Source organism: Bradyrhizobium sp. AZCC 1719 (assembly GCF_036924525.1).
Classification (GTDB): Bacteria; Pseudomonadota; Alphaproteobacteria; order Rhizobiales; family Xanthobacteraceae; genus Bradyrhizobium.
The window spans coordinates 5,905,214-5,929,548 of record NZ_JAZHRU010000001.1 but is presented as its reverse complement, the minus strand read 5'-3'; the positions used below and the strand labels follow the sequence as shown (position 1 = coordinate 5,929,548).

Sequence of the window (24,335 nt, the reverse complement as noted above, 5' to 3'; positions counted from 1 at the left end):
TTCTTACTCCTCTACCGCTGCAGCTTCGTCTTCACGCGGACGGCGCGGGCCACGGTCGCCGCGGAAGCCGCCGCCTTCACGATCGCCACGGAAGCCGCCTTCGCGGTCGCCGCGGAAACCGCCGCCGCGATCGTCGCGCTCGCGGTCACGATCGGCCTTGCGCATCATCGCCGAGGGACCTTCCTCGTGCTCTTCGACGCGGACGGTGAGATAGCGGATGACGTCTTCAGAGATCCGCTCCTGCCGCTCGATCTCGGTGACCGCAGCAGACGGCGCATCGATGTTCATCAGCACGAAATGTGCTTTGCGATTCTTGTTCATGCGATAGGTGAGGGAGCGTACGCCCCAGTTCTCGGTCTTGGTGACCTTGCCGCCGAGCCCTTCGACGATGCCCGTCATCTGGGTGGTCAGCTCTTCGACCTGCTGGGTGCTCGCATCCTGACGCGCGAGAAAAACATGCTCGTAAAGAGGCATGGGTGTCCTTTCCTAGTGTTGGCGCGGTCCCCGGCGGCAAGCCCTTCGAGGCCTTCGGAAAGGACTCGGGGATAAGCTCAGAAGGCGGAAGCACGGGACGACGGGCCGACTGGCCCTGCCACATCAATAACGCCTGCAAAGGTGAGATTGCTGAGACCGTCCGTTCAGCTCCCGGCCGGGATCCACGGATGCGCGGTTTATAAGGATTTTCAGCGTGCTGGCAAGGCTTCTTGAGCAGGCCTGAAAGGGTCCTGGCGTCAGCACGGGAGGCGGTAGGCCCAATGAATGGTTGACGTATTTGTTTGTACGTCATACAAATAACGGATCGGAAGGCAAGCGATGGCTCCAAAGTCCGTCCAGACAGCGCCAAAAACGCCCAGCGATCCCAAGCACGCCGCCCGCGCCACGCGTACGGCCGGGCGCCAGATGCGCTCGCGGCTGCTCGACGGCGCCAGCCGGCTGTTCAAGGAGCAGGGCCTCGCCGGAACGTCGATCTCGGACATCGCGGCGGCGGCCGACGCCTTTCCGAGCCAGATCACCTACTACTTCCGCACCAAGGAAGCTCTGTTCGTCGAAGCTGCCTGCCGCGACGTGCTGTACGTGGCGCGTGCGGCCGAGGAGGCCGCGTTGCAGGCCCGTACGCCGCAAGACTACACGCGCGCGCTGGTCGAGACCGTCACGGCGACGGATTCGGTCGCCTTCTTTACCGAAGCCCTGACGCTCACCCGCCGCCGCCAGGATCTCGCGCCGCTGGTGGAACGCACCATCGAGCGGCTGCACGGCGAGGGGATGCGCGCCTATGCCGGCCAGATCGAGCGGCACGGCTGGAAAAGCCTGCGCGATCCCGACGCCAGCTCACGGCGATTCTGGGCACTGGCCATCGGCGTGATGGTGGAGGGCTACGCCATGGGCCGTTCAGCCGAGGAATTGTGCAGCGAGATGCTGCGCGTGCTGGGCGATCAGGCCACGACAACATCCGCGGCCGACGGCGCCAGGCTGCGCCTGGTTGGCGACAATGATGAACCCGATGGGGAGACATCAGCATGACCGCGCTTCGCATGCGTGCCCGCGACTTTCTGACCGAGGATCAACTGGTCGCCGTGCGCCAGCGCGTGACATGGAAGGGTGTAGCCCTCATCGCACATGCATGGGCGCTGATATTGGGTTCGATTGGACTGGTGGCGTGGTGGCCCAATCCACTGACCTTTCTGATCGCGGTCGGCATCATCGGCTCGCGCCAGCTCGGGCTTGCGATCCTGATGCATGACGGGGCGCATGGATGCCTGTCGGCCGACGAGAAAATCAACCTGACGCTCAGCCAGTGGTTCTGCGCCTATCCAATCTTCGCCGAGACCCGTGCCTATCGGCGCTACCATCTGCAGCATCATGCACGCACCCAGCAGGACGACGATCCCGATCTGATTTTGTCGGCGCCGTTCCCGATCACCAAGATGAGCTACCGCCGCAAATTCTTCCGCGATATCACTGGGCAGACCGGCTATCAGCAGCGCAAGGCGCAATTGTTGAACGCGCTTGGCCCAAAGGAATGGCCGCTTGCGCAACGCGCCGCGCATTTCTGGGAAAAGCTCGGCCCGCAATTTGCGGCCAATGCCGTGTTGTTTGCTGGCCTCGCCGCCGCCGGCATATGGTGGGCCTATCCGCTATTGTGGCTATTGCCGCTGCTCACCTGGCAGATGGTCATCACCCGCATTCGCAACATCGCTGAACACGCCGTCGTTCCCGATTCGAGCGATCCCTTACGCAACACCCGCACCACGCGCGCGAGTTTTCTCGAGCGGTTGTTCATTGCACCGTATTACGTCAACTACCACCTCGAGCATCATCTATTGTTCTACGTGCCCTGCTACAACCTGCCGCGCGTCCACCGCATCCTTTCTGAAAGCCGATATGCGGATCGGATGGAAGTACAGCCGAGCTACGCCGCCGTGCTGCGGCTCGCGACCGCCAAGCCCGACCACGAGGACCGGCCCGGCAAGCTTGTCAGCAGCGTACGCCGTGCGCGGGCCGGCGCCGAAGTCGGTGGCGACCAGGCGGCGGGCGGCTTCTAGTGCGGTGATCGACGGTGGTGTAGCTTCCGTCGGCGACCACGCGGAGCCAACGAGTGATCGATCCGGCCACATTGATTACGTATGTTGCGGTCGTGCTTGGCTTTGTGTTCATTCCGGGCCCCGCGACGCTTCTCACGGTTGCGCGGGCTACGAGTTCGGGCACGACGGTCGGCATCGCCACGGGTGCCGGGATCGCGGCCGGCGACATGATTCACACCTTTATGGCGATCGTCGGCATCTCGGCGATCATTGCCGCTTCGGCAATGCTGTTCAGCATCATCAAGTACCTCGGCGCGGCCTATCTGGTTTACCTCGGCATCCGCGCCGTCCTCGAAAGGACGCCAGCAAATCTCGCGACCGGCGCACTGCCGATTTCAGCAGGAAAGGCATTTCGGCAAGCGATTTTGGCCGAGGTGTTAAACCCGAAGACGGCGCTTTTCTTCCTCGCGTTTCTCCCCCAGTTCGTGCGGCCCGAAAATGGTTCGGTCATGCTCCAGCTCACGATTCTGGGGATCATCTTTGTTTTATTGGGGTTCGTCAGTACGGCGGTTTTTGCAGCAGGCGCCGGAGGTCTCGGGACCTTCCTCCGCCGCAATCCTGCGGTGTTGAAATGGCAGGGGAAGGCAATCGGCGGTCTCTACTGCGCTCTGGGTATCCGGCTGGCGTTGCAGGAACGCTGACCCCTCCGGCCCATTGATGACCCCGGCGACGGCCCGGCGATATCGCACCGCGGCTTGACATCCCGGCCCGCGTCAGTGTCTTACGGCCCCAATCTTACGAGGGAGCACCGGATGACGGCTGCATTTACATTTCCGGGGCAGGGTTCCCAGGCGGTCGGCATGGGCAAGGCCCTTGCGGAGGTCTTCCCGGCGGCGCGGGCGGTGTTCGACGAGGTTGATTCGGCGCTCGGCGAAAAGCTGACCGCGATCATCTGGGATGGCCCGGCCGAAACCCTCCAGCTCACTGAAAATGCCCAGCCGGCCCTGATGGCGGTTTCGATTGCCACGCTGCGCGTGCTGGAGACCGAGGCGGGCTTTTCCGTCGGGCGGGATGCGGCCTTTGTCGCCGGCCATTCGCTCGGCGAATATTCTGCGCTGGCCGCGGCCGGCAGCCTCAGCATCAGCGATACCGCCCGCCTGCTGCGCACCCGTGGTCTTGCAATGCAAAAGGCGGTGCCGGTCGGCGCCGGCGCGATGGCGGCACTGCTTGGGCTCGACTATGAGGCGGCAATGGCCGTCGCCAACGAAGCCGCGCAAGGGCAAGTCTGTCAGGCCGCCAACGACAATGGCGGCGGGCAGGTGGTGGTGTCCGGCGACAAGGCGGCTGTCGACCGCGCCGTGGAAATCGCCAAAGCCAAGGGCGCCAAGCGCGCAATGCTGCTGCCGGTGTCTGCGCCATTCCATTGCAAGCTGATGCAGCCTGCCGCCGATGCGATGGCAGAGGCGCTTGCAGGTGTAACGATCAAGACGCCGGCCTCGCCGCTGGTGGCGAACGTGCTGGCCGCGCCGATCACCGATCCCGATGAGATTCGCCGCCGCCTGATCGAGCAGGTCACCGGCACCGTGCGCTGGCGCGAGTCGGTGGCCTACATGGCAGCGCACGGCGTCACGCGGTTCTTCGAAATCGGTGCCGGCAAGGTGCTGAGCGGGCTGGTCAAGCGGATCGCCGACGGCGCGGTCGGCGTGGCGATCGGGGGACCCAACGATATTGCCGCCGCGAAGGACGCATTGGCGGCGTCGGCCTAAAAGCTCCCGGAAGGAGACATTGATGTTCGATTTAACTGGCAGGACGGCGCTGGTGACCGGCGCGACCGGCGGCATCGGCGGTGCGATCGCGCAGGCGTTGCATGGTCAGGGCGCCACGGTCGCAATTTCCGGCACGCGTCGAGAGGTGCTGGATTCGTTTGCCGGCAAGCTTGGCGAACGCGTCCACGTGCTGCCGTGCAACCTTTCCGACAGCGCGGAGGTCGAGGCGTTGGTACCGGCGGCGGAAGCCGCGATGGGGCAGGTCGATATCCTGATCGCCAATGCGGGCATTACGCGCGACAATCTTTTCGTTCAGTTGCGTGACGAGGATTGGGACGACGTCATCAACGTCAACCTGACTGCGACCTTCCGTCTTGCCCGCGCCGCAACCAAACTGATGATGCGCAAGCGCTTCGGCCGAATCGTTGCGATCACCTCGATCGTCGGCGTGACCGGCAACCCCGGCCAGGCCAACTACACCGCGTCGAAGGCCGGAATCATTGGCCTGATCAAGACGCTGGGTGCGGAATACGCCAAGCGGAACGTGACCGCCAATTGCATCGCGCCGGGATTTATCAAGACGCCGATGACCGACGCGCTCAACGACAAGCAGCGCGAGACCATCCTGACGAAGGTTCCTGCGGCGCGGCTGGGGACACCGGAGGACATCGCGGCGGCAGCTGTCTATCTCGCCTCCAACGAGGCGGCCTACGTCACCGGCCAGACGATTCACGTCAACGGTGGAATGGCCATGATTTGAGCGAGTTATTGCCCCGATCTATGCGGCCAAAGGCCGTTGTCCGGGGCAGGTGAGGCTTGTAGTCAAGGCTTGGGAAGTATGGTAACCGAACCCCCGACGGATGGGCAAACAAGGCCATTGCAGGATTTTGAAACCCTGTATATTGGCGTGGCGACGCCTGCCGTTCGCCGGGGCTTTGTCGGCTACCACCGGGCCGAATCAAGACTATGCGCGATAGCGAAGGAAGTTTAACGACCACGATAGCTCGTAGCGTCTCTGTAGCGTCTTGGGGTCGGGTCCAATAGAACAAGCACGAGGTTAAAGATGAGTGAGATTGGCGAGCGGGTTAAGAAGATTGTGGTCGAACACCTCGGTGTTGAACCCGATAAGGTTGTCGACAACGCAAGTTTCATCGACGACCTCGGCGCCGACAGCCTCGACACCGTCGAGCTTGTGATGGCATTTGAAGAAGAGTTCGGCTGTGAAATCCCCGATGACGCCGCTGAAACGATTTTGACCGTCGGCGACGCGACGAAGTTTCTTGAGAAGAACGCTAAAAGCTGACGTCCCGGGCGGGTAGAGGCAGAGCCGGACGGGCCGTCATCAAACGGTCCCCCGGTTTCTTGTTTTGGGCCATCGGTTTCGGGCTGGAGTTTTGACATGAGACGGGTTGTCGTCACGGGGCTGGGCATGGTTACGCCGCTCGGCTGCGGCGTTGACACAACGTGGGCGCGTATCATCAACGGCCAGAGCGGCGCCAAGAAGATCGACACGTTCGAAGTCGCCGATCTCGCCAGCCAGATCGCCTGTGTGATTCCGCGTGGCGACGGTTCTGATGGTACTTTCAATCCCGACCAGTGGATGGAGCCGAAGGAACAGCGCAAGGTCGACGACTTCATCATCTTTGCGATGGCTGCGGCACGCCAGGCGCTCGACGACGCCAACTGGCATCCGGCGACCGAAGAAGACAAATGCGCCAGCGGCACCCTGATCGGTTCGGGGATCGGCGGCCTGTCCGGCATCGCCGAGACGTCGCTGCTGTTAAAGGAACGCGGGCCGCGCAGGGTGTCGCCGTTCTTCATTCCGGGGCGGCTGATCAATCTCGCTTCCGGTTATGTATCGATCGAGCATGGCCTCAAGGGCCCCAATCATTCCGTGGTCACGGCCTGTTCGACCGGCGCGCATGCGATCGGCGATGGTGCCCGCCTCATTGCGCTCGGCGACGCCGACGTGATGGTCGCGGGCGGCACGGAATCGCCGATCTGCCGGCTGGGGATGGCCGGATTCTGCGCGGCGCGCGCGCTCTCGACCGGCTTCAACGACGCGCCGCAAAAGGCCTCGCGGCCCTACGACAAGGACCGCGACGGATTCGTGATGGGCGAAGGCGCCGGCGTCGTGGTGCTCGAGGAATATGAGCACGCGAAAAAGCGCGGTGCGCGAATCTATTGCGAAGTGATCGGCTATGGCCTGTCGGGCGACGCCTATCACATCACCTCGCCGTCGCCGGATGGCGATGGCGGCTTCCGCAGTATGAGCGCGGCGCTCAAGCGCGCCGGCATCACGGTCTCGGATATCGACTACATCAACGCCCACGGAACTTCGACGCAGATCGGCGACGAGATCGAACTCGGTGCGGTGGAGCGGCTGCTCGGCAACGCCGCCTCCAAGGTGTCGATGTCGTCGACCAAGTCGTCGACCGGGCACCTGCTCGGCGCTGCCGGTGCGATCGAGGCCATTTTCAGTATTCTTGCGATTCGCGATAACATTGCTCCACCCACCATCAATTTGGAAAATCCGTCGGTGCAAACGGCGATCGATCTGGTGCCGCAGACCGCGCGCAAGCGCGAGATTAACGTCGCGCTGTCGAATTCTTTCGGTTTCGGGGGGACCAACGCCTCCGTGATCGTTCGGCGGCTGGCCGACTAACAAGTGTTTAGAACGACTCCACCGTTTTGCCGTATTCGGCGATGATTTCTACATGCGGGCGTATGCTATCGGCTGGGCAAGGGATTGCCGAGTCGCGATTGAACCGACAGGATTCAGGTTGCATCGATGAGTGAGAGGCCGCCCATTTCACCACGAAGCCCGCGCGCTGCGTTGGAGCCCGAGCAGGTGCCGCCGCCGCCGAAGCGGTCGGAGCGCGCCCGCAATCCATTCGTGGTGGTCGGCAATGCCATCTTCACTATCCTGATCATTCTGATGATCGGGGTGGGAGCGGTGTACTATTACGGCAGACAAATCCTGGAGACGCCCGGCCCGCTGAAGGAAGACAAGATCGTCAACATTCCCTCGCGTGCCGGAAAGCGCGACATCGCCGACGCGCTGCTGCGCGAAGGTGTGATCAACGTCAATCCCTGGATATTCATCGGCGGCGTGTTTGCGCTGAAGGCGAGCTCCGACCTCAAGCCCGGCGAATATTCCTTCCAGAAGAGCGCCAGCCTGCGCGACGTCATCGCCACCATCGTCGAGGGCAAGGTGGTGCAGCACGCCGTCACGATTCCGGAGGGTCTGACCTCGGAGCAAATCGTGACGCGACTCCTCGACAACGACATCTTCGCCGGCTCGGTGCGGGAAATACCCCGCGAAGGCACGTTGCTGCCCGAAACCTACAAGTTTCCGCGCGGCACCACGCGCGAGCAGGTGATCCAGCGCATGCAGCAGACCCAGAAGCGGGTGCTCGGGGAAATCTGGGAGCGCCGCAATCCGGACGTTCCGGTCAGGTCGCTGGATCAGCTCATCACGCTGGCCTCGATCATCGAGAAGGAAACCGGCCGGGCCGACGAGCGCAGCCGCGTGGCGGCGGTATTCGCCAATCGCCTGCGGCAAAGGATCAAGCTGCAGTCGGATCCGACGATCATCTACGGCCTGGTCGGCGGCAAGGGAACGCTGGGCCGACCTATCAAGCGCTCCGAGATTACGCAGCCGTCGCCCTACAACACCTATGTGGTCGATGGTTTGCCGCCCGGGCCGATCGCTAATCCGGGCCGTGCGTCGCTCGAAGCTGCCGCCAACCCGGCACGCACGCGCGACCTGTTCTTCGTGGCTGATGGAACGGGTGGGCACGCCTTTACCGAGACCTACGACCAGCACCAGAAGAACGTCGCCAAGCTGCGGGCGCTCGAAAAGCAGATTCAGAACGACACTGTCGAACCATCGGAGGACCTGCCGCCGCCGACGGCGGCCGGAGCACCGGCCGATACCAATCCAACCGCGACGACGCCACGCCCGGCAGCGCCGGCTAAAAAGCCGCCGGCCCGTCCTCCGGCACCTGCAACCGCGCCGGCCCGCCAGGGCGCCGCGCAATCGACCACGACGCCGCCGGTGGTTCAGCGCTGACGCCCGCCGGTCGAGAGGGCGTTCCAGGCTGCAGCCGGAACGCAATTCCACTTTGGCGGAAATCGGCTTATGGTCCCGCCGTTCATTTCGAGTCTCGAAATCCCTGTCTTTTGGAGAGTGTTACGCGATGGCGCTATCGAGCATGACCGGTTTTGCCCGGAGCCACGGCGCCAGCGGCCCCTACACGTTCGAATGGGAACTGAAGTCCGTCAACGCCAAGGGCTTTGACCTGCGCCTGCGCCTGCCGCCCGGTTGGGACGAACTCGAGGCCTTTGCCAAGAAACGCGCCGGCGAGGTGCTGTCGCGGGGCACGGTGTACGCCAACCTCAACGTCAAGCGCGCCAACGCGGTCTCGACCGTGCGCATCAATGAAGACGTGCTCGCCTCGATCGTGAAGGTCGCGGGCGTGCTCGCCGGCAAGATCGACGCGGTGGCGCCCAGCATCGACGGATTGCTCGGCATCAAGGGCGTCATCGAGGTGGTCGAACCCGAAAGCGACGAGGCGGAGGACAAGGCGGCAAAGGATGCGGCGGCGGCCGCCTTCGAGCAGGCGCTTGGCCATCTCGTCGAGATGCGCCGCCGCGAGGGCGTGACGCTCGGGAAAATCCTGATCCAGCGCATGGACGAAATCGAGAGGTTAACGAAAAAGGCCGAGGCCGCGCCCGGCCGCAAGCCGGAGGCGATCAGGGCGCGGCTGGCCGAACAGATCACAGCGCTGCTGGAAACGTCCGAACGCTTCGATCCTGACCGGCTCAATCAGGAAGCCATTCTGATTGCGACCAAGGCCGACATTCGCGAAGAGCTCGACCGCATCGCCTCGCATGTCGCGCAGGCGCGCGAGATGATCGGCAAGGGCGGACCGGTCGGGCGGCGGCTCGACTTCCTCGCCCAGGAATTCAACCGCGAGGTCAACACCTGCTGCTCCAAATCGAACGATCTGGAATTGACCCAGACCGGGCTCGAGATGAAAAACGTGGTCGAGCAATTCCGCGAGCAGGTCCAGAATCTGGAGTGACCGATGACGGCTGGTGGTTTCGACGGAGTTGAACGGCGCGGGCTGATGTTCGTGCTCTCCTCGCCCTCGGGCGCGGGCAAGACCACGCTGTCGCGCCTTCTGATCGAGCGGATGCCGGGTTTGAAAATGTCGGTATCCGCCACCACTCGGCCGATGCGGCCGGGTGAAGTCGATGGCCGTGATTATTTCTTCGTCGACAAGCCCAGGTTCGAAGCGATGGTCGCGCAGGGCGAATTGCTGGAGTGGGCGACCGTGTTCGACAACCGCTATGGCACGCCGCGTGCGCCGGTCGAGGCCGCCTTGTCGGCAGGGCAGGACGTGCTGTTCGACATCGACTGGCAGGGCACGCAGCAATTGCGGGAAAAGGCCCGCGCCGACGTCGTCAGCGTATTTATCCTGCCGCCCTCGGCGGCCGACCTCGAGAAACGGCTGCACACGCGTGCGCAGGATTCCGACGAGGTCATTCGCGGTCGCATGAGCCGCGCCACCCATGAACTCAGTCACTGGGCGGAATACGACTATATCGTCGTCAACCAGAACGTCGATGACGCGTTCGCCGAAGTGCAGTCGATCCTCAAGGCCGAGCGGCTCAAGCGCGAGCGCCGCACCGGCCTGACCGAGTTCGTTCGCAAGCTGCAGCGCCAGTTGGAAAAATAACTGCCGCGTAGGCTTCGGTTACGTCTGCGCGCTGCGGGCGAGCCGGGCCAGCATTTCCGTAACCTGCTGATCGCGCTCTCGCTCCTGAGGGATGCGTGCTCGTTCCTGCGGTGCCCGCACTCGCTCCTGGGGTACGCGCACTCGTTCTTGCGGCACGCGTACGCGTTCCTGGGGTAGTACACGGGCGCGCTCTTGCGGTACGCGGGCGCGCTCCTGCGGCACGCGGGGACGCTCCTTGGGCACGCGGGTATGCTGCACAGCGCCGGTGCGCCGCAGCCGGGCGTCTTCATCGTGGAATACCGGCGGCGCGGGACGTTTGGTGCGCGCGGCATCCCACATCGCGCGCCGTTTGCGGCGCATGGCGCGGCGCGCCCGCATGCGCCCGATCCTGACGATCGCGCTGACCGTGAGGCCGGCCAGCGCGAGCGCGGCCGCCATCACCAAAAGCAGCTTCTGCAGTGAGGCCGTCGGCTTTACCGCCGCCGGTTCTGCCGCGGGAGGCGCAACCTGATCTGCTGCGGGCTGCTGCACTTCATCAGCCTGCGGCGGCTGGTTTGCGGGCGTGGCGGCGGCAGCGACTTGGAGATTGGCCGGATTGGTCGAAGCGCTCGCGGCGGGCGCGTCGTTCCACCGCATCGTCGCCAGCGGCGCCGGTGCCAGCACGTTCGGCATGGTTGCGCGTGGGCCGTTCTGATCGGCGGACGCAGGCCCTGCGCCAGCCGTTCGCGGCTCGGCTTTGGCGGGCGGATTTGGTTCGGCGCGGTTTTGCTGGGCAACCCATTCGGCGCGCGCGTCGTCGAACGACTTGCGCGTCTCGGTTTGCGGCGGCACTTCGGCCGAAGACCCCGCCGGCGCCGACTGCGGCGGCGCGGCACGCGCGAACTTGTCGTCGGCCTTCTCGTTCTCCTCGCGCAGATACCAGCATTGACGTTTTGTCGTGCGGTCGATGCGATAGTACCAATGGCTGCCCGAGGGGGTGGCCCCCTTCGGCGCGGACAGGCAGTTGTCTGCTGCGGCCTGGTTCGCTCGCGTGCCGGCTTCCGCTACCTGCTCGGCCGACCGCGCCCGGAGATCCGTCACGGCGGCCAGATTTGTACCTGCCACAATGCTGGCAAGGAGAGCCGGGGCGAATTTCACGGAACGGTACGACATCTACATCCCCGGCAACGCTACGCTACACGACGCTTGATGCCCCCAATCTGGTCATAGACTTGGGTCGCAATGAGCCGCAATTTCGGAGCGGATGGGGTATAATTGCGGCTCGCGCGCCGCCTCACATGTGGCGGGCTAACCTCATGAAAAAGCGGTGGAAAACAGCGGCTTTTCTGCTGGCGGGAAGCGTTATTGTTTAGAAGCTGTCCAGCGTCCGGTGCATCCGTCAGATCGGACGAATGAACCGGAGCCGCTGCGGCCTGAAAAACGGCCGGTGCTGGTCCAACTCAAACCCTGGACCGATCCGCCGCTCCGCGTGGAGCCATTGGGGCTGACTGACCCGGAACTCAGGTCGCCCGAAATCCTGCCGCCTGAGATGACAAATCTCTCGGTGCTGCTGCCGCAAGGCGTGCCCACGGCGACGGCAACCCATGAGCCATCGAAGTCGCCGCCGCCACCTCCGCCGTTTTTTCGCGACGCGCGGCGCGGCTCTTCAGCTTCAGGCTTGTTGCGTCGCGCAGGCTTTGAAGATTCGACCGCGCGCGGCGTCTCGCGTGAACCGGACAGCGACTTCTCGTCATTGCCGATGCTGCCACCGGCGCTGCCGGACTGAGCCACGGCCGCGCCGCTTGTGACGGCCGAGATCGCGAGCGAGAGGAGGCCAATTGCGATCGAATGTTGAGCCGGGTATTTCATAATCAAGTCTTCCAATATTTCCCGGCTGTGGTGAGCAGCCGCGCTATTGCTTCGATGCCGTCCATGTCCCGGTGCAGCCATCCGATTGCCGGAACGTCCCGCCGCCGCTGCGACCGGACAGGCGGCCCGTGGTGATCACCGTAATGCCGTTGCCGCTCGAGGTGCCGTACACCCGGCCCTCGGGACTGACGGTGCCTCGGGCGTTCTGACCGATGATCTTGCCGCTGGTGACGATGACCGCGTTGCTGCTGGTACCCTGACAGGTGACGCCGCGGGAGTGGACGACCCAGGCACCATCAAAACTGTTGCCGCCGCCTCCGCCGCTCTTACGTCCGGCGCGGCGCGGCTCATCTGTATCGGATTGGTTACGTCGCGAGGATTCATCCTGTCGCGGCGCTTCGCGCGAACCGGACAGCGATTTTTCATCGTTGCCGATGCTGCCGCCGGCACTACCGGATTGCGCGTGAGCGAGGCCATGCCCGAACGCGAGCGTGATCGATATCGCGAGGAGGACGGTCCGGTTCAAACGTCGGGCAGCGTCTAGCATCAGCAGGTTAATCCAATATCGCGCACAACAAATTTCAGCGGCCCGAGCCGTCGGCACAGACCGCACCAATAATCCGGCAAGATTTGCCAGTCTTGCCGCACTCGTCAAGCGCGGCCTCCCTGGCGCGCTGAACGGTATCGCGCTGGACCAGCGACCAGGATTTTCCCGAGATCGCAAACGCGCCGCAGCGCGAGCCATAGAAGCTCAACTCGATCGGACATTTGCTGCTGCCGCAATTCTTGAGCGCGTCGTCGATCGCCGCCCGTCGCGAAGAATGATTCCAGGACATTCCCCATTTGTCGCTCTCGGGCCCGTAGACGATCGAGCCCCACGGCTTCAAATCTTCCATCTTGCGCAGCCGCGTCAGCACGCCTTCGGTGGCTTCACCGGTCGGCGTCATCCTGGCCTTCTCCTGAAACTTGCTGATCGCAAGCCGCATGCCGTTCTTGCTGTCGAGCGGCTCCGGATCGTAATTGAGCTCGAACAGGCGGTCGCTCAATTCGCGCAGCAGCACGGGATCCTTGATCGGAATGCGATCGGGATCGCGGCGCAGCGTCGAGGCCAGCGGTTCGGGCTGAGGCGCGACCGCGACCTGTTGCGGTGCCGGGGCAGGGGGCACGAAATAGAAATTGCCGTCGATCGGCGAGGACGACACCCAGGGCTGTTGCGATCCTCCGGTCTGGCGTTTCACGGCGAGGCCGACCTGGTTGAAGGTCTGGAAGATGTCGAGCCCGACCTGCTTGATCGTCGCGGCCAGCGCCTTGGTGTAGGGGCTGTGGCCGTCGGTGCCGTCCTGCGCAACATTGCCGGGCTGCGTCGCGTAGGAGATCAGCGTCCCCTCCGGCGCGCGCATCTGCGCGAGACCGCCGTCGGAGGCGCGCAAGCCGCGCGCGCCGAACGGATTGTTTCGGCAGGCATCGAGGATCACCATGTTGAGGCGCGTGCCCGAGCCTTGCATCTGGCGCAGCACGAGGTTGACGTCCACCATCTGGAAATCGACGTCGGCCTCGCGCGTCGGATTGGCGCTGACCGGAACGAGATAGTTCGAGCCGGAGACCTGCACGCCATGCCCCGCATAATAGAACAGCGCGACGTCGGCGCCCTGCACCTGGCGGCCGAAATTCTGCACGGCGATATCCATCGCCGGCTTGTCGAGGTCGAGTTGGGCGCGGCCACCGATCAGCATGAAGCCGAGGCTTGCGAGCGTCTCGGCCATCAGCGCCGCATCGTTGCGCGGGTTCTCGAGCCGGGTGACATTTTGATAGGTGGAGTTGCCGATCACAAGCGCGACGCGCTTTTCGGCGGCGGCAGGCGCGGTCTGGGTGAGCGCCAGCAATGACGCCAGCGCTGCGATTTTCCAGATCTTCCCGCCCAAAGCCCCGCACATCATTAATAAAAACCCATAATGAAATGACGGCAGATTATCAGGCAGCGCGCGCTGCGAAAAGCGGTCCGGCGCCGCAAGCAGGGGCAGGGAGGGCCGGGTTACGCCGGTGCTCGGATACGTATGGTTGTATTCGACAGAGGCGGCCAACGCTGGATGTGACATTGCGATCTCGCGGCGCGCAGCGCCCGAAGTTATGCGATCTGCGATGCCCTCTTAAGATAGAGGGCGCAGGGAAAGCCGGGCGCCCAATGACACCCGCAGTCGTGCGCAAGAATGCACACGGTGGACCGCAGGTGCGCCGGAACACCCGGCTTTCCCTGCGCAGTGGTTTTAACGGCTTATGCCGCGATCTCCCCGGAGCCGAATTCCTCTGGCCTCCGTCGCCGACGGATTGGCGATTGATCGAAGGCCCGGTTGGGCCCGACAATCTCCATCGGCTTGACACCAGCAACGGGTGCCAGGACCACGCGGTTTTGCCGTCCGCAGCTTCCTCGGGCCGAGGCGCTTCAACCAGCCCGTATGCTGCCGGAAGAAGTTTTGGCCGAGGCGTTTAAGCGCCGGTCGTCTGCGCGCCGTGTGGTCGCTCACGAGGCAAAGCCCGCCCTGCAATCACGCGCGCGCCTGACGCTGCTGCGTCCACCGCATTCCATGCCCAACGTCCGTGACGTTCGCGATACGCCCCTCTTAGCGGGCCGGAACGGGCGAAGTTGTACGGCTGATTTGGGTGCGGCGAGAAGCGGAATATTTTTGATTGCTGGGCTTGACACGATTTCGGAAAATCAGAAGTGATTTGCCTGTCGCGCCGGATGATCGCAGGTTGGTCGCGCAAAATTTCCTGGACACGGGGTGCCAAAACCGCGCGGGTGATTTGCTTGTCGGACAATTGGCGATTTGCCGTGCTGAAGTTAGCGAGCGTAGCCGGACGAGCGAAGCGATATCCGGGTTCTTACATCCAGCAGTCCCGCATATCGCATGCGCTCAAGCGGGCTACTTGCGACTTGCTCGGTTAAATCTCGTGCCCCGGACGCAGCGCATCACTACGTGCTGCGCTGCTGAGCCGGGGCCCACCTGCTGGGTCCCGGCTCAGCGAAGCAGCGTTTCACGCTGCTTCGCGTCCGGGACACGAAAAAAGACTCGTCAGACCTGTCCAGCATCAGGCGTTAAGTGCACTGTCATCTCAGAAGATGCCATTGAGGACACGGCGATCATTCACCCGCGGCACGCCGCGCGGCTTGTTCGGTAGCATCGGCTTGATTGCAGCCCACTCTTTGTCGGTGAGTTCGTAACGCACGCCCCACGATAAGGGGCTTGAATCACGGCAAGACAGTCCGGCGCAATGTGGCCCGCCAAGGAGCGGGTCGGACGCTGTGCACCCGAAAGCGGACCTATTATGCTCACCCTGAGCTTTGTCGTTCTTGACCCATTGCGGACACTACCCCTCCGGCACCCCGGCCATTCGCATGCCCTCAATCGTCCGGTCACGCCAAGCAAGGAAGGTCGGATTGTCGCTCCGTGCATTAGTGGCATCACGAAAGCGGCGAATGGTGAAACTCGGATCGAGCGCAAGTCCCGCTTGCACTGTGGCCCGCGCTTCGTCCAGCTCCCCGAGCCGCGCCAGCGCAGCCGCGAGAACGAAATGCGCGGTGGAATGGTTTCGGTTTGCGTCGAGGGCCCGGCGCAGCCAGACGATTGCTTCGGCATCGGCACCGAGCTGAGCCTTGGCGAAGCCGACGATTGCCATCCATCGATGGGCAAAAATGTCGCGAGGAGAAAGGCGGAGTGCCTCATTGATGTGGGGTTCAGTTTCTTCGCCACGACCAAGAAAAAACTTTGCGCCCCCGATGACAGCATGAGCGGGGGCCAAATTGCGATCCAGAGCCGTTGCGTGCTCGCATTGAGCAATGGCTTGGGCCGCGCGCTTCGTGACCACTTGCACGATGCCCATCAACATGTGAGCCACAGCATGGTTCGGCGCGAGCGATAACGCTTTGGTTAAAGTCGTCTCGGCCGAGGCGAGCCGCGCTGACCAGTCGTCGGTCATAAGGGCAGATCCAGTCATCGCATCGACCCGCGCCAAACCAACCATGGCCTCGACATTTTCAGGATCTAGCGCAAGGGCCTTCTCGCAAAACCCGCGTGCTCGTACCATGCAATCGGGGGTTAGCCCCTTGTAGTACCAACTGCTACCTTGGAAGACCAAGTCCATCACGTCTGGATGCGGCGACCGTTCCGCGCGTCTTGCTTCGGCAGCAATGAGTTGCGCATCGAGCGTGTTGGCCAGCCTCGATATGATTTCGTCCTGCATGTCGAAGAGGTCAGCGACGGGCTTGTCGAAACGCTCGGCCCAGAGGTGGTTGCCGGTTTCGGCGTCGATTAGCTGGACGTTCACGCGGAGGCGGTTGCCGCCACGTTGTACCGAGCCTTCGAGCACATAGCGGACGTTCAGCTCACGTCCCAGCTTCTTGACATCGATTGCTTTGCCCTTGAACGTGAACGCTGTGTTACACGCAATCACAAGCGCGCCACTGATGCGCGATAAGTCTGTGGTCAGGCTCTCTGTGACGCCATCCACAAAGTATTCCTGCTCGGGATCACCGTTGAGATTGGCGAAAGGCAGCACGACGATTGAAAGATGAGGCGGTGAAAGCCGGCTCGGCCCTGCGCACCCAGCCTGTATCGCCGGGCCAGGTCCATCACGGACCGCAGCATAGGCCCGGACGGGGTGGGCGATGTTCTTGAGGTTCTGCTCGCCCAGATCGACGAACTCGACGCCGACCTTGCCCCGGACATAGTCGTAGGCAGAAGACGAGATGCAGATGCCTCCGGGTTCTGCGATGCTTTCAAGCCGCGCCGCAATATTTACGCCGTCCCCAAAGATGTCATGAGGCTCAACAATCACATCACCGATATTGATGCCCACACGGAACGCAATGCGCCTGTCTTCCGCATCGCCGATTGTAATGTCGTTGATGCGGGTCTGAAACTGCAGGGCAGCCCGAACCGCCTCGACCGCGCTCGGAAACTCCGCCAAGAACCCGTCCCCTGTGTTCTTCACGGTGCGGCCGCCGTGCGCTGCGATTGCTGGGTTGACAGTGTCTGCCAGGAGCGCTGCCAGCTTGGTATGGGTGCCCTCTTCGTCACTATGCATGAGCCGCGAGTAGCCAGCCACGTCGGCGGCCAATATCGCCGACAACCTGCGCTCGACCCGGACTGGCCGCTCCTGCACCATGGCTCGCAACCCGACCCACAGCCATAGCCTACGACGGATCAGACAAGAGGGCCAACGGGTTTTGACGAGATGCCCAACCTAATGTCGGTCATTGGCCCATCAGCGACGTGGCGACCCGCCTCGTTGAGGTCAGCTCAGTGAGGCATGCCGGACGAGATTTGCTTACCTTGAGTTTGACCCACAGGCGACATCGGTCCAAACTTCATGTTGCAGTAGCGAAGCTCGTTTTCAACCCTATCAAAGCGTTCATCTGAGGTGCATGATCCTGCCTGTGCTGAGCGGGGGCTGCCGGTCGCTAATGGGGCTAGACCGGACATGGCGGGGACAGCCAATTTCGGTCGAGAATGACCACCCACAGCAGATTCCAACTGGCAGACAATCGGTCGATCGGCCGCAGTAATGTCTGACATTTGGCTGACTTATGTTTGCCAAGTCGATATCCTGCGGACCCTTTGGGCTCGTGACATCGAACCATGACCTCTTCGGTTTCCGCAGGCTATACAAGCAAAGTGAGCGAGTACGTTGCGGGGCGGCCCGAATATCCCGGAGCATTGCTCGCCGACCTTCCCCCCGCCGGCACCATCATCGATCTTGGCGCCGGCACGGGAAAGTTCACCGAGCTTTTGGCGTTGACCGGAAGCCGCATCTTGGCTGTGGAACCGATCGAGAAGATGGCTGCACGCATCCCGGTCGATCGTCTGGCGACGGTTGAGAGGCTCATCGGTAGTGCCGAGTTCATTCCAGTTCCCGATCAAGTGGCGGAGCTTGTCTGTTGCGCGACCGCCTTCCATTGGTTCGACTATGAGAAGGCGACGCGCGAAATTCTTCGTGTTCTGAAGCCAGACGGTGCACTCGCCCTGATTTGGAATGTGCGGGACGATCGTGTGCCCTGGGTCGCCGCTTTTTCTGCGATCATGGACACCTATGCCGGCGATACGCCGCGGCAATCGACCGGAAAGTGGCGTATCATCTTCGATGATGCCCGCTTCAGGCATCTGGCAAGCAAAAACTATCCCTTCAGCCAGCCCATGCCAGCGACTGGAATTGTGGACCGCGCTTTGTCGACGAGCTTCATTGGGGTGCTGCCGGAAGACGAGCAGAACATTGTGCGTGCCAAGGTCAAGAGCATCATCGAGAGCGACCTCTTGCTGAGCGACCGTGACACGATCGAATTCCCCTATGTAACGGAACTGCATTTGTTCAGAAAGCAAGACTGATTTGCTTGCGCTGAATGCTGCGGTGCATGAGTCCGGTTGTGGCCCTTCTGCGACATCGGGCTATGTCCGCTATTCCGCCGCTGTTGAGGGTTGAGCGGACATCAGTCAGTCGCATAATGAGTACACGCCCCAGCTTATCAGCCGCAATTCCAGATCGGCCCGATCGGCGTGCGCGTCCAGCAAGGGCCGAAGCTGCCGCCATTGTAGCGACCGCCGTAAAAGCCGGGCCGGCCGAAATAGTGCCAATCGCCATCGTACCCGTAATAACGCGGGACAGGATCGATATACCAAGGGCGCCGGTTGGAACGCGCCATGCGCGAAATCGAATCTTTCCGAGTGTAAGCTGGAAGGCTGTTGTTCGGCGGCTGTTGATAGCCCGGCAGGAAGCCGTAGCCATGCCAGCGTGGCGCCGGCCGTTTAAGAGGTGGCGCAGCCGCCGCGACGACGGGCAGAAGCGACAGGATGATAGCGATCGAAACGAGGCGCAACATAAGCACACCATAGACGGCCAGTTCGGGCGTGTACTCATTAAGCGACTGACTGATGTCCGCTCAACTGTCAACAGCGGCGGAATTGCGGAAGGGCCAGGAAGAGACATTGGAATGCCGCTTCCGCGCACGCGGCAACTGATGTATGTTTTAGGGCCTGTTGGGAATTGATACCGACGTAGATGCGAAGAACGCCGGACCCGAAAGATTGGGCGGGTGTATTGGTGTATTTATCCGTACGGTGACGGGGCCTATAATGCGGTCCGCACTCCTGATTTTCTTAGGATTTTTGTTCTTGCTCTGCATTTCCTTTGCCCCTGCGATGGCAGAGAAGCGCGTGGCCCTCGTCATCGGCATATCCAAATATCAACAGGTTCCGCGGCTTACCAATCCGACGCGCGACGCCGAAGCGATGTCTTCTCTGTTGAAGAAGGCTGGCTTCGATGTTGTCGATAGCGAGCGCGACCTCGGCATCTCCGATCTGCGCCGTGCCATTCGCGAATTCTCCGAGACCTCACGGGATGCTGATATCTCGGTGATTTACTACGCAGGTCATGGCATTGAGGTTGATGGTAGGAACTATCTAGTACCAGCAGACGCGAAGCTATTGAGCGACTTCGATGTCGAGGACGAGACTATTTCGCTCGATCGCGTGCTTAGGGCACTCGACCCCGTCAAGCGGCTCAAGCTCGTCATTCTCGACGCCTGCCGCGACAATCCGTTTGTGAAGACAATGAAGCGAAGTGTTGCCAGTCGCTCGATCGGACGAGGACTTGCGCAAATCGAACCCACAATGCCGGATACGCTAATCGCCTTCGCCGCAAAAGCAGGCGCAGTAGCTAATGATGGAGACGGACAAAACAGCCCGTTCGCCGTCGCCCTGTTGAAGCACATCGCCGAGCCCGGGCTGGATCTACGGCTCGCATTCGGCCGCGTGCGCGATGACGTGCTCAAGAGCACCGGCAAACGCCAGGAGCCGTTCGTTTACGGATCGCTCGGCGGTGAAACCGTGGCACTGATTCCGCAAGTGGCAAAACCCAGCGATCCCGAGGCCGGAGCGCGCATCGACTACGAACTTGCGGCGCAAGTCGGAACCAAGGAGGCATGGGACGCATTTCTCGCAAACCATCCCACCGGCTTCTTTGCCAATCTTGCCCGCGGGCAGAACACCAAGCTGGCGGCTGCCCAGCACAGCCGCGCCGCGGCGGATGACGCGCGGCGCCAGGCCGAGGAGCAGGCGGCTCGGAAGGCCGCGGAATTCCGCAAGCAACTGGAAGAGCAGAGCGCGCGCCAGACCGCGGAGGCCAAGCAAAAGCTTTCCGATCAGGCTAAGCGAGAACTCGAGGAAGCGCGGCAGCAGATTGCCGAACAGGCTAAAAAGCAGCTGGACGACGCCAAGCGTCAGCTCGAACTGGCGCAACAGCAGGCAGAAGCCGCGCGCCGCCAGGTCGAGGAAACGAAGCGCCAGGCGATGGCCGATGCCCAACTGCAGGTCGAGCAGGCCAAACGCGACGCCCAAGAGCAACGCGCGAAGGTGGCGGAGCTCACGCCGAAGGAGCCAGCTCCGACAAGCGCGCCTGCTGCCTCGCCGGCAATGGACCCGGCCGACATTGCGCGATTGCTGCAGGCTCACCTGAAACGCGTGGGGTGCAATCCCGGCGCCGCCAACGGCAATTGGGACGATGGCTCCAAAAAGGCGCTCGACCTCTTCAACAAGAACGCCCAAGCCAAATTCGATATCAGGCTGGCCAGCCTGGATGCGCTTGACGCCGTCCGCGGCAAAACGGACCGCGTGTGTCCGCTGATTTGTGCAAAGGGGCAACGAGCGGAAGGTGATCGTTGCATTCAGACCAGTTGCGGCATCGGTTTTTTCCTGAACTCGAGCGGATCATGCGAGAGAAGGCCGGAACGCGCGCCAAAAGCGCGCACCGCGACGCAACATCAACCGACGCCTCAACGCCGATTCGGTTCGTCAGATAGTGGAAAGTGTTTCGCGTTTAATGGAAGGACTTACTGCGAGTAAATCATTCTGCCTTCTCGAAGGATGCTTGCTGATTGTCCGAATGGAGTTGCCAATGATGCTGTTGGCTTGCCCCATCTTACTCCTCGTAATGTTGCTGGCAACTCAGGCTCATTCAGCAGGCGCGCCCGATGCCCTCAAGGGAAAATCGGTTATCTTGACGTGGAGCGAAACAAGTCAGCAGCGGTATGTCGGCGAACCAAATTTTTATTCAGTCAATCGCAGCGCCAACCTGACCGTTTATGTCAGCACGGCCGGTCGCGTGTTCAGCCGCCGAACCACGTCAACCCGCGCAGGCTCCGGCACCATTGAACAGGGACCTGGCGAAGGTGGCAGAGCTTATCCCACGCGCGGGGCTCTGTTTGGCGCTCAAACCATGACACTGATCGGCGAAACCAAAGGCGGAGCCCGCCGCACCTTGATCGACTTCGACGCGAGTTTCACAAGCTGCAGTGCGAGAGTTGCCCTCGCTTTCCAATCAGGAAAAACGAGCGTCTCGTTGAGCCCCATCACCAAGAAATACGTCGAGATCAAATCGGTAACGGTGAACGGTACAAGTTGCTCCGTTAAGACGGGCAACGTGCTGGCCGGCGCGACATAATCAGTATTGGTCATTCCGGCCTTACACACGCGGTTTGTTTGGGGGGCGATCTGTTTGATGTCCGCCTTGGGTCCAGTTCCGGACTCATGCATTGCAGCAAAGAGCCTCATTCGATCACGCGATCGGCGCGTGCGAGCAACCTAACCTCCTCGCTGAATGGATTGCAAAGTATGCACCAGTTGCTTCCGAGCCTGTCGCCATTGCGACTGTCGCCTTCAAATCCAAGCGCGAGCGAAATGCTTTTGACTGGCTTTCCAACCGCGTAGCTGGTGGGGCGCTAGGACAACGGCTCGGTCTTATGCGTCCTTCCATTTGATCGAGCAGCCGATAGACGCCTTTTGGTCAGCCGGCGCCACACCGGTAGTCGCAATCGCACGCATGGCCTCGACAAGCTCTCGGGACGCCCCCGCGCGAGGCGGATTTGTGCGGCCTTCGTCGAGTCGGCCGCGATACTTGAGCTTGCGGTCGGCATTGTAACCGAAGAAGTCCGGCGTACAGACCGCCCCATACGCCCGAGCGACTGTCTGGGTCTCGTCGTGGAGATATGGAAACGGGAAATCATGAGCCTTCGCGAAACGCTTCATATTCTCAAATGAGTCTTCGGGATAGCTCGCCGCATCGTTCGAGCAAATCGCCGCAAAGCCTATGCTCTCCGACATCAGCACGCGGGCGTCCGAAACCATGCGGTCGATCACCGCTTTAACATAGGGACAATGGTTGCAGATGAAGACGACGACGGTACCTTTTTCGCCCGCAACGTCGTCCAGTGCGTAAGTCTTGCCGTCGGTGGCCGGGAGTCGAAACTCCGCCGCAGGCGTATCAAGAACGACTTGGGTAGCTGTTGTCGCCATATCGCACCTCCTTGTGTCCAAATATATGCTGACGACGGCCTGCCGGGGTACATTTTCCAAAGCCTGCTCGCCAGTTGCGTCGTTTTGGCCATACGTCAGGCATTTCCGGTCGACCCTTAACAGCCGACATTTGGACGAGCGCGGGATTTCGTCGGTGTGGGCCAGAAGCTGACCTCGGCGGCGCTTGCTCTAGACGTCTCTAAGCTCCAAGGGCGATGCGCCGATCCCATGCCCCCGCGTGCAATGCGGCGTAACAATCGGCGCGAGGCTAGGGAACCGTGTGCCGCGGGCAACAGTTACCCTGCGACGAAGCGAGTGGCGCCGTCGGACGTTGATAGTTCAGGACGGCGCGGTGTATCTTTATTTTCTAGACCGAACCATCGGCAGACTTGAGGGCGAAGGAAAGGCCATGCGCGCCTGGATCCTAGCATTGTGTGTCCTAGCGATCGTCGACAGCGCGCACTTTGCTAAGGCTGGTCTGAGCAGCACGCCTCGCGGAACGTTGGCACCCGCCGAAACGGCAATCGCTACCGACGAAGCGACTCAGGAGACCGAGGAACAGATCGGCCTCACCAAGGCAAAGCGTCGTGGAGTGCAACGTGGGCTAACCAAGCTCGGGTTCAAGACCAAGGTCAATGGGAAGTTCGACGAATCGACTCGCGCCGTCATCGCGCGCTGGCAGGAGGAGCACGGCTACCCTACGACTGGCTTCCTCAACGCCGCCCAGCACAGGGTACTAACGGACGCCGCGGCAGAGGCTAGCAAATCTGGCCATCAAGACCGTCGTCGCGCTGGGAGCCGTACTCGCCATTCGCGTGGTGTGGGCGGTCCAATCGGCGCGATCGGCGGCGCGGTGCACGGCGTTGTGGGGGGTGTGGTGGGCGGACTATTCCGCAGGTGACTCGTCCAGCCTCAAGATAGTTGGAAATGCGCCTGCGCAGCCTAGCACTTTGTTGGACGGCTGTGACGATCGAATCGCCTCGGGCGAACTCAGGGCATGCGCGTGGCTAGAGGCCGGAGGGTGATGTCGGAGATGGGTCGAAAGCGTCGTTTCACCGTCCGACGAAGACTTTCGGTATACCCCGGTGAACGGACATCGCCAGGGCCGGTTGGCATGTCTCAAAAGGGCCAGCAGGCGAAGAACTCAACCTGAGCAAATCTAGTCCGCTATCCCCCACGGAGCAGACCTCAATGAGAGCTGCGGCCACTTCGCTGATGGGCCATGAACAGATGCGCATGCAAAATAGCTACGACATTGCGCAGGCGCGTCGACGTGCCGGGAAGATCAAGGTTGCGCGGTTTCGCAAGGTTGGCGATCCGGGCCCGGCGCTCGCGTGACCGGATGAGGATGATCCGCCCGATACGACAGATTCCGTAAAACTTTGATAGACGATGGCAAGCACTCATCTATCGGGTTGAGCCGATTGCTAGATTTACGACGCACTCCGACGCAGCTTTTGCCGCTGGAGCCGAACAAAATTACCGTCGACGTCCGTCCTGCCACAACGTCATGACGAAGATTTTCGGCAGAGGGTGCGATGCTGACTCCGACTACTCGTATCCAAGAAACGCAAGAAGGGCTCCAGCGGCGCTGAGGCCCTTCTTTTGCGGGAACGGTGTCGCAAGGGAGATGCGACACCGCACCAATTTCTCAGTTACCGATCGGTCCAGCGTCCCAGCCGGACCCTGATCTGATCGTCGCTAACCGTCGATTGCGTGTTTAGTCGCAGATGCGCTCACGAATCCTGACGCGTTCACCAAAGCGGTTGGTGCGTTCGCGGATCACGATCCGGCAGTCATCTCTGTAATCACGGTAGTAGGGGCGATCATAGCCGGGACCAACGTAAACGCCGCCAGGGCCGACGCCGAACTCGATCGCGTTGGCCGAAGCGATGGTTCCGACCGTAAGCAGTGTCGCAATCGCCAAGACAGATAGCTTCATAGATACCTCCTCTTGTCGATCAAAACCAAAGGCTTCGAACGGCATTCGTTCCGCTCGGCGGAGATTTTGATAGCGCGCTCATCTTGGGTTCCGCCAGGAACTTGACGCCTTTCCGAATGGTTGATCGAGTTGTTCTACGGCTCCTCCGGTTCCGTACGCGGACGAGGACA

General features: G+C 61.9%; 24 protein-coding genes and 1 pseudogene. 16 read left to right on the top strand and 9 right to left on the bottom strand.

The window, feature by feature from the left end:
• Positions 1–3: 3 nt before the first annotated feature.
• Positions 4–474, bottom strand: a complete 471-nt coding sequence (gene rpsF, locus V1292_RS28085) for a 30S ribosomal protein S6 (RefSeq protein WP_028346501.1) — start codon at positions 472–474, stop codon at positions 4–6.
• A gap of 339 nt (positions 475–813) precedes the next feature.
• Between rpsF and V1292_RS28080 the strand changes: the two genes are divergently transcribed.
• The 10 genes from V1292_RS28080 (at position 814) to gmk (ending at position 10,035) form a co-directional block, all read left to right on the top strand.
• A complete protein-coding gene (locus V1292_RS28080; protein ID WP_334375832.1) occupies positions 814–1,521 on the top strand; it encodes a TetR/AcrR family transcriptional regulator C-terminal domain-containing protein in 708 nt (235 codons plus the stop codon).
• Positions 1,518–2,543 (top strand): fatty acid desaturase family protein, encoded by a 1,026-nt coding sequence (locus tag V1292_RS28075; RefSeq protein WP_334375831.1) that lies wholly within the window; start codon positions 1,518–1,520, stop codon positions 2,541–2,543. The genes V1292_RS28080 and V1292_RS28075 overlap by 4 nt, the downstream gene beginning before the upstream one ends.
• A 53-nt stretch (positions 2,544–2,596) precedes the next feature.
• The gene (locus V1292_RS28070) at positions 2,597–3,223 is read left to right on the top strand and encodes a LysE family translocator (protein ID WP_334375830.1); all 627 of its coding nucleotides are present in this window, start codon (positions 2,597–2,599) and stop codon (positions 3,221–3,223) included.
• Positions 3,224–3,334: 111 nt separating this feature from the next.
• Positions 3,335–4,288 carry an ACP S-malonyltransferase gene (gene fabD, locus V1292_RS28065; protein ID WP_334375829.1) on the top strand — a complete coding sequence of 318 codons (954 nt, stop codon included), beginning with the start codon at positions 3,335–3,337 and terminating at the stop codon, positions 4,286–4,288.
• A gap of 22 nt (positions 4,289–4,310) precedes the next feature.
• Complete coding sequence (gene fabG / locus V1292_RS28060; protein WP_334375828.1) at positions 4,311–5,048, top strand: 3-oxoacyl-[acyl-carrier-protein] reductase; 738 nt, start codon at positions 4,311–4,313, stop codon at positions 5,046–5,048.
• A 303-nt stretch (positions 5,049–5,351) separates the two neighbouring features.
• Positions 5,352–5,591, top strand: a complete 240-nt coding sequence (locus V1292_RS28055; RefSeq protein ID WP_008969609.1) for an acyl carrier protein — start codon at positions 5,352–5,354, stop codon at positions 5,589–5,591.
• A gap of 96 nt (positions 5,592–5,687) precedes the next feature.
• Complete coding sequence (fabF, locus tag V1292_RS28050; protein ID WP_334375827.1) at positions 5,688–6,953, top strand: beta-ketoacyl-ACP synthase II; 1,266 nt, start codon at positions 5,688–5,690, stop codon at positions 6,951–6,953.
• 126 nt (positions 6,954–7,079) lie between these two features.
• Positions 7,080–8,363: an endolytic transglycosylase MltG gene (gene mltG, locus V1292_RS28045; RefSeq protein WP_334375826.1), complete on the top strand. Its 1,284-nt coding sequence runs from the start codon at positions 7,080–7,082 to the stop codon at positions 8,361–8,363.
• Between the two features lie 127 nt (positions 8,364–8,490).
• On the top strand, positions 8,491–9,378 hold the full coding sequence (locus V1292_RS28040; RefSeq protein ID WP_334375825.1) for a YicC/YloC family endoribonuclease: 888 nt from the start codon (positions 8,491–8,493) through the stop codon (positions 9,376–9,378).
• Positions 9,379–9,381: 3 nt separating this feature from the next.
• Entirely contained in the window at positions 9,382–10,035 is a 654-nt protein-coding gene (gene gmk / locus V1292_RS28035) for a guanylate kinase (RefSeq protein WP_028346493.1), read from the top strand.
• 18 nt (positions 10,036–10,053) lie between these two features.
• On the opposite strand, the gene V1292_RS28030 is transcribed toward gmk, so the two are convergent.
• On the bottom strand, positions 10,054–11,187 hold the full coding sequence (locus V1292_RS28030; protein ID WP_334375824.1) for a hypothetical protein: 1,134 nt from the start codon (positions 11,185–11,187) through the stop codon (positions 10,054–10,056).
• Between the two features lie 154 nt (positions 11,188–11,341).
• On the opposite strand from V1292_RS28030, the gene V1292_RS28025 reads away from it, so the two are divergent.
• Entirely contained in the window at positions 11,342–11,800 is a 459-nt protein-coding gene (locus V1292_RS28025; protein WP_334375823.1) for a hypothetical protein, read from the top strand.
• A 126-nt stretch (positions 11,801–11,926) separates the two neighbouring features.
• On the opposite strand, the gene V1292_RS28020 is transcribed toward V1292_RS28025, so the two are convergent.
• From V1292_RS28020 to V1292_RS28005, 4 genes and pseudogenes are all read right to left on the bottom strand, one after another.
• Positions 11,927–12,538, bottom strand: coding sequence for a hypothetical protein (locus V1292_RS28020; protein ID WP_334375822.1), 612 nt, complete (start codon positions 12,536–12,538; stop codon positions 11,927–11,929).
• The gene (locus tag V1292_RS28015) at positions 12,465–13,817 is read right to left on the bottom strand and encodes a caspase family protein (RefSeq protein ID WP_442895634.1); all 1,353 of its coding nucleotides are present in this window, start codon (positions 13,815–13,817) and stop codon (positions 12,465–12,467) included. Before V1292_RS28015 ends, V1292_RS28020 begins: the two co-directional genes overlap by 74 nt.
• Before the next feature lie 1,183 nt (positions 13,818–15,000).
• A pseudogene (locus tag V1292_RS28010) lies at positions 15,001–15,108 on the bottom strand (IS5/IS1182 family transposase); the annotation flags it as partial.
• 141 nt (positions 15,109–15,249) lie between these two features.
• A complete protein-coding gene (locus tag V1292_RS28005) occupies positions 15,250–17,046 on the bottom strand; it encodes an adenylate/guanylate cyclase domain-containing protein (protein WP_334375821.1) in 1,797 nt (598 codons plus the stop codon).
• A gap of 473 nt (positions 17,047–17,519) precedes the next feature.
• On the opposite strand from V1292_RS28005, the gene V1292_RS28000 reads away from it, so the two are divergent.
• Positions 17,520–18,263 (top strand): class I SAM-dependent methyltransferase, encoded by a 744-nt coding sequence (locus tag V1292_RS28000; protein ID WP_334375820.1) that lies wholly within the window; start codon positions 17,520–17,522, stop codon positions 18,261–18,263.
• Between the two features lie 137 nt (positions 18,264–18,400).
• Here the strand turns inward: V1292_RS28000 and V1292_RS27995 are convergent, their stop codons facing one another.
• Positions 18,401–18,754, bottom strand: a complete 354-nt coding sequence (locus tag V1292_RS27995; protein ID WP_334375819.1) for a hypothetical protein — start codon at positions 18,752–18,754, stop codon at positions 18,401–18,403.
• Between the two features lie 253 nt (positions 18,755–19,007).
• Between V1292_RS27995 and V1292_RS27990 the strand changes: the two genes are divergently transcribed.
• Together V1292_RS27990 and V1292_RS27985 are read left to right on the top strand one after the other, a co-directional pair.
• Entirely contained in the window at positions 19,008–20,774 is a 1,767-nt protein-coding gene (locus V1292_RS27990) for a caspase family protein (protein ID WP_334375817.1), read from the top strand.
• A gap of 52 nt (positions 20,775–20,826) precedes the next feature.
• Entirely contained in the window at positions 20,827–21,372 is a 546-nt protein-coding gene (locus tag V1292_RS27985; protein ID WP_334375816.1) for a hypothetical protein, read from the top strand.
• Positions 21,373–21,668: 296 nt separating this feature from the next.
• Here the strand turns inward: V1292_RS27985 and V1292_RS27980 are convergent, their stop codons facing one another.
• Complete coding sequence (locus V1292_RS27980; protein ID WP_334375815.1) at positions 21,669–22,223, bottom strand: thioredoxin family protein; 555 nt, start codon at positions 22,221–22,223, stop codon at positions 21,669–21,671.
• 409 nt (positions 22,224–22,632) lie between these two features.
• Here V1292_RS27980 and V1292_RS27975 point away from each other — a divergent pair, with 409 nt between their 5' ends.
• A complete protein-coding gene (locus V1292_RS27975) occupies positions 22,633–23,124 on the top strand; it encodes a peptidoglycan-binding domain-containing protein (protein WP_334377190.1) in 492 nt (163 codons plus the stop codon).
• Positions 23,125–23,414: 290 nt separating this feature from the next.
• The gene (locus V1292_RS27970) at positions 23,415–23,561 is read left to right on the top strand and encodes a hypothetical protein (protein ID WP_334375814.1); all 147 of its coding nucleotides are present in this window, start codon (positions 23,415–23,417) and stop codon (positions 23,559–23,561) included.
• Positions 23,562–23,943: 382 nt separating this feature from the next.
• Here V1292_RS27970 and V1292_RS27965 read toward each other — a convergent pair whose 3' ends face one another.
• The gene (locus V1292_RS27965) at positions 23,944–24,165 is read right to left on the bottom strand and encodes a hypothetical protein (protein WP_213286105.1); all 222 of its coding nucleotides are present in this window, start codon (positions 24,163–24,165) and stop codon (positions 23,944–23,946) included.
• Positions 24,166–24,335 lie beyond the last annotated feature (170 nt).

Excerpts from the sequence above, each read along its gene's own strand:
- gmk (WP_028346493.1), top strand. The coding sequence starts at position 9,382 with ATGACGGCTGGTGGTTTCGACGGAGTTGAACGGCGCGGGCTGATGTTC.
- V1292_RS28080 (WP_334375832.1), top strand. The coding sequence starts at position 814 with ATGGCTCCAAAGTCCGTCCAGACAGCGCCAAAAACGCCCAGCGATCCC.
- fabF (WP_334375827.1), top strand. The coding sequence starts at position 5,688 with ATGAGACGGGTTGTCGTCACGGGGCTGGGCATGGTTACGCCGCTCGGC.
- V1292_RS28055 (WP_008969609.1), top strand. The coding sequence starts at position 5,352 with ATGAGTGAGATTGGCGAGCGGGTTAAGAAGATTGTGGTCGAACACCTC.
- rpsF (WP_028346501.1), bottom strand. The coding sequence starts at position 474 with ATGCCTCTTTACGAGCATGTTTTTCTCGCGCGTCAGGATGCGAGCACC.
- V1292_RS27975 (WP_334377190.1), top strand. The coding sequence starts at position 22,633 with ATGCGCGCCTGGATCCTAGCATTGTGTGTCCTAGCGATCGTCGACAGC.
- V1292_RS27995 (WP_334375819.1), bottom strand. The coding sequence starts at position 18,754 with ATGTTGCGCCTCGTTTCGATCGCTATCATCCTGTCGCTTCTGCCCGTC.
- V1292_RS27985 (WP_334375816.1), top strand. The coding sequence starts at position 20,827 with ATGATGCTGTTGGCTTGCCCCATCTTACTCCTCGTAATGTTGCTGGCA.
- V1292_RS27965 (WP_213286105.1), bottom strand. The coding sequence starts at position 24,165 with ATGAAGCTATCTGTCTTGGCGATTGCGACACTGCTTACGGTCGGAACC.
- V1292_RS28075 (WP_334375831.1), top strand. The coding sequence starts at position 1,518 with ATGACCGCGCTTCGCATGCGTGCCCGCGACTTTCTGACCGAGGATCAA.
- mltG (WP_334375826.1), top strand. The coding sequence starts at position 7,080 with ATGAGTGAGAGGCCGCCCATTTCACCACGAAGCCCGCGCGCTGCGTTG.
- V1292_RS27980 (WP_334375815.1), bottom strand. The coding sequence starts at position 22,223 with ATGGCGACAACAGCTACCCAAGTCGTTCTTGATACGCCTGCGGCGGAG.
- fabD (WP_334375829.1), top strand. The coding sequence starts at position 3,335 with ATGACGGCTGCATTTACATTTCCGGGGCAGGGTTCCCAGGCGGTCGGC.
- V1292_RS28040 (WP_334375825.1), top strand. The coding sequence starts at position 8,491 with ATGGCGCTATCGAGCATGACCGGTTTTGCCCGGAGCCACGGCGCCAGC.
- V1292_RS28030 (WP_334375824.1), bottom strand. The coding sequence starts at position 11,187 with ATGTCGTACCGTTCCGTGAAATTCGCCCCGGCTCTCCTTGCCAGCATT.
- V1292_RS28000 (WP_334375820.1), top strand. The coding sequence starts at position 17,520 with ATGACCTCTTCGGTTTCCGCAGGCTATACAAGCAAAGTGAGCGAGTAC.
- V1292_RS28005 (WP_334375821.1), bottom strand. The coding sequence starts at position 17,046 with ATGGTGCAGGAGCGGCCAGTCCGGGTCGAGCGCAGGTTGTCGGCGATA.
- V1292_RS27970 (WP_334375814.1), top strand. The coding sequence starts at position 23,415 with ATGAGAGCTGCGGCCACTTCGCTGATGGGCCATGAACAGATGCGCATG.
- V1292_RS28015 (WP_442895634.1), bottom strand. The coding sequence starts at position 13,817 with ATGTGCGGGGCTTTGGGCGGGAAGATCTGGAAAATCGCAGCGCTGGCG.
- V1292_RS27990 (WP_334375817.1), top strand. The coding sequence starts at position 19,008 with ATGCGGTCCGCACTCCTGATTTTCTTAGGATTTTTGTTCTTGCTCTGC.
- fabG (WP_334375828.1), top strand. The coding sequence starts at position 4,311 with ATGTTCGATTTAACTGGCAGGACGGCGCTGGTGACCGGCGCGACCGGC.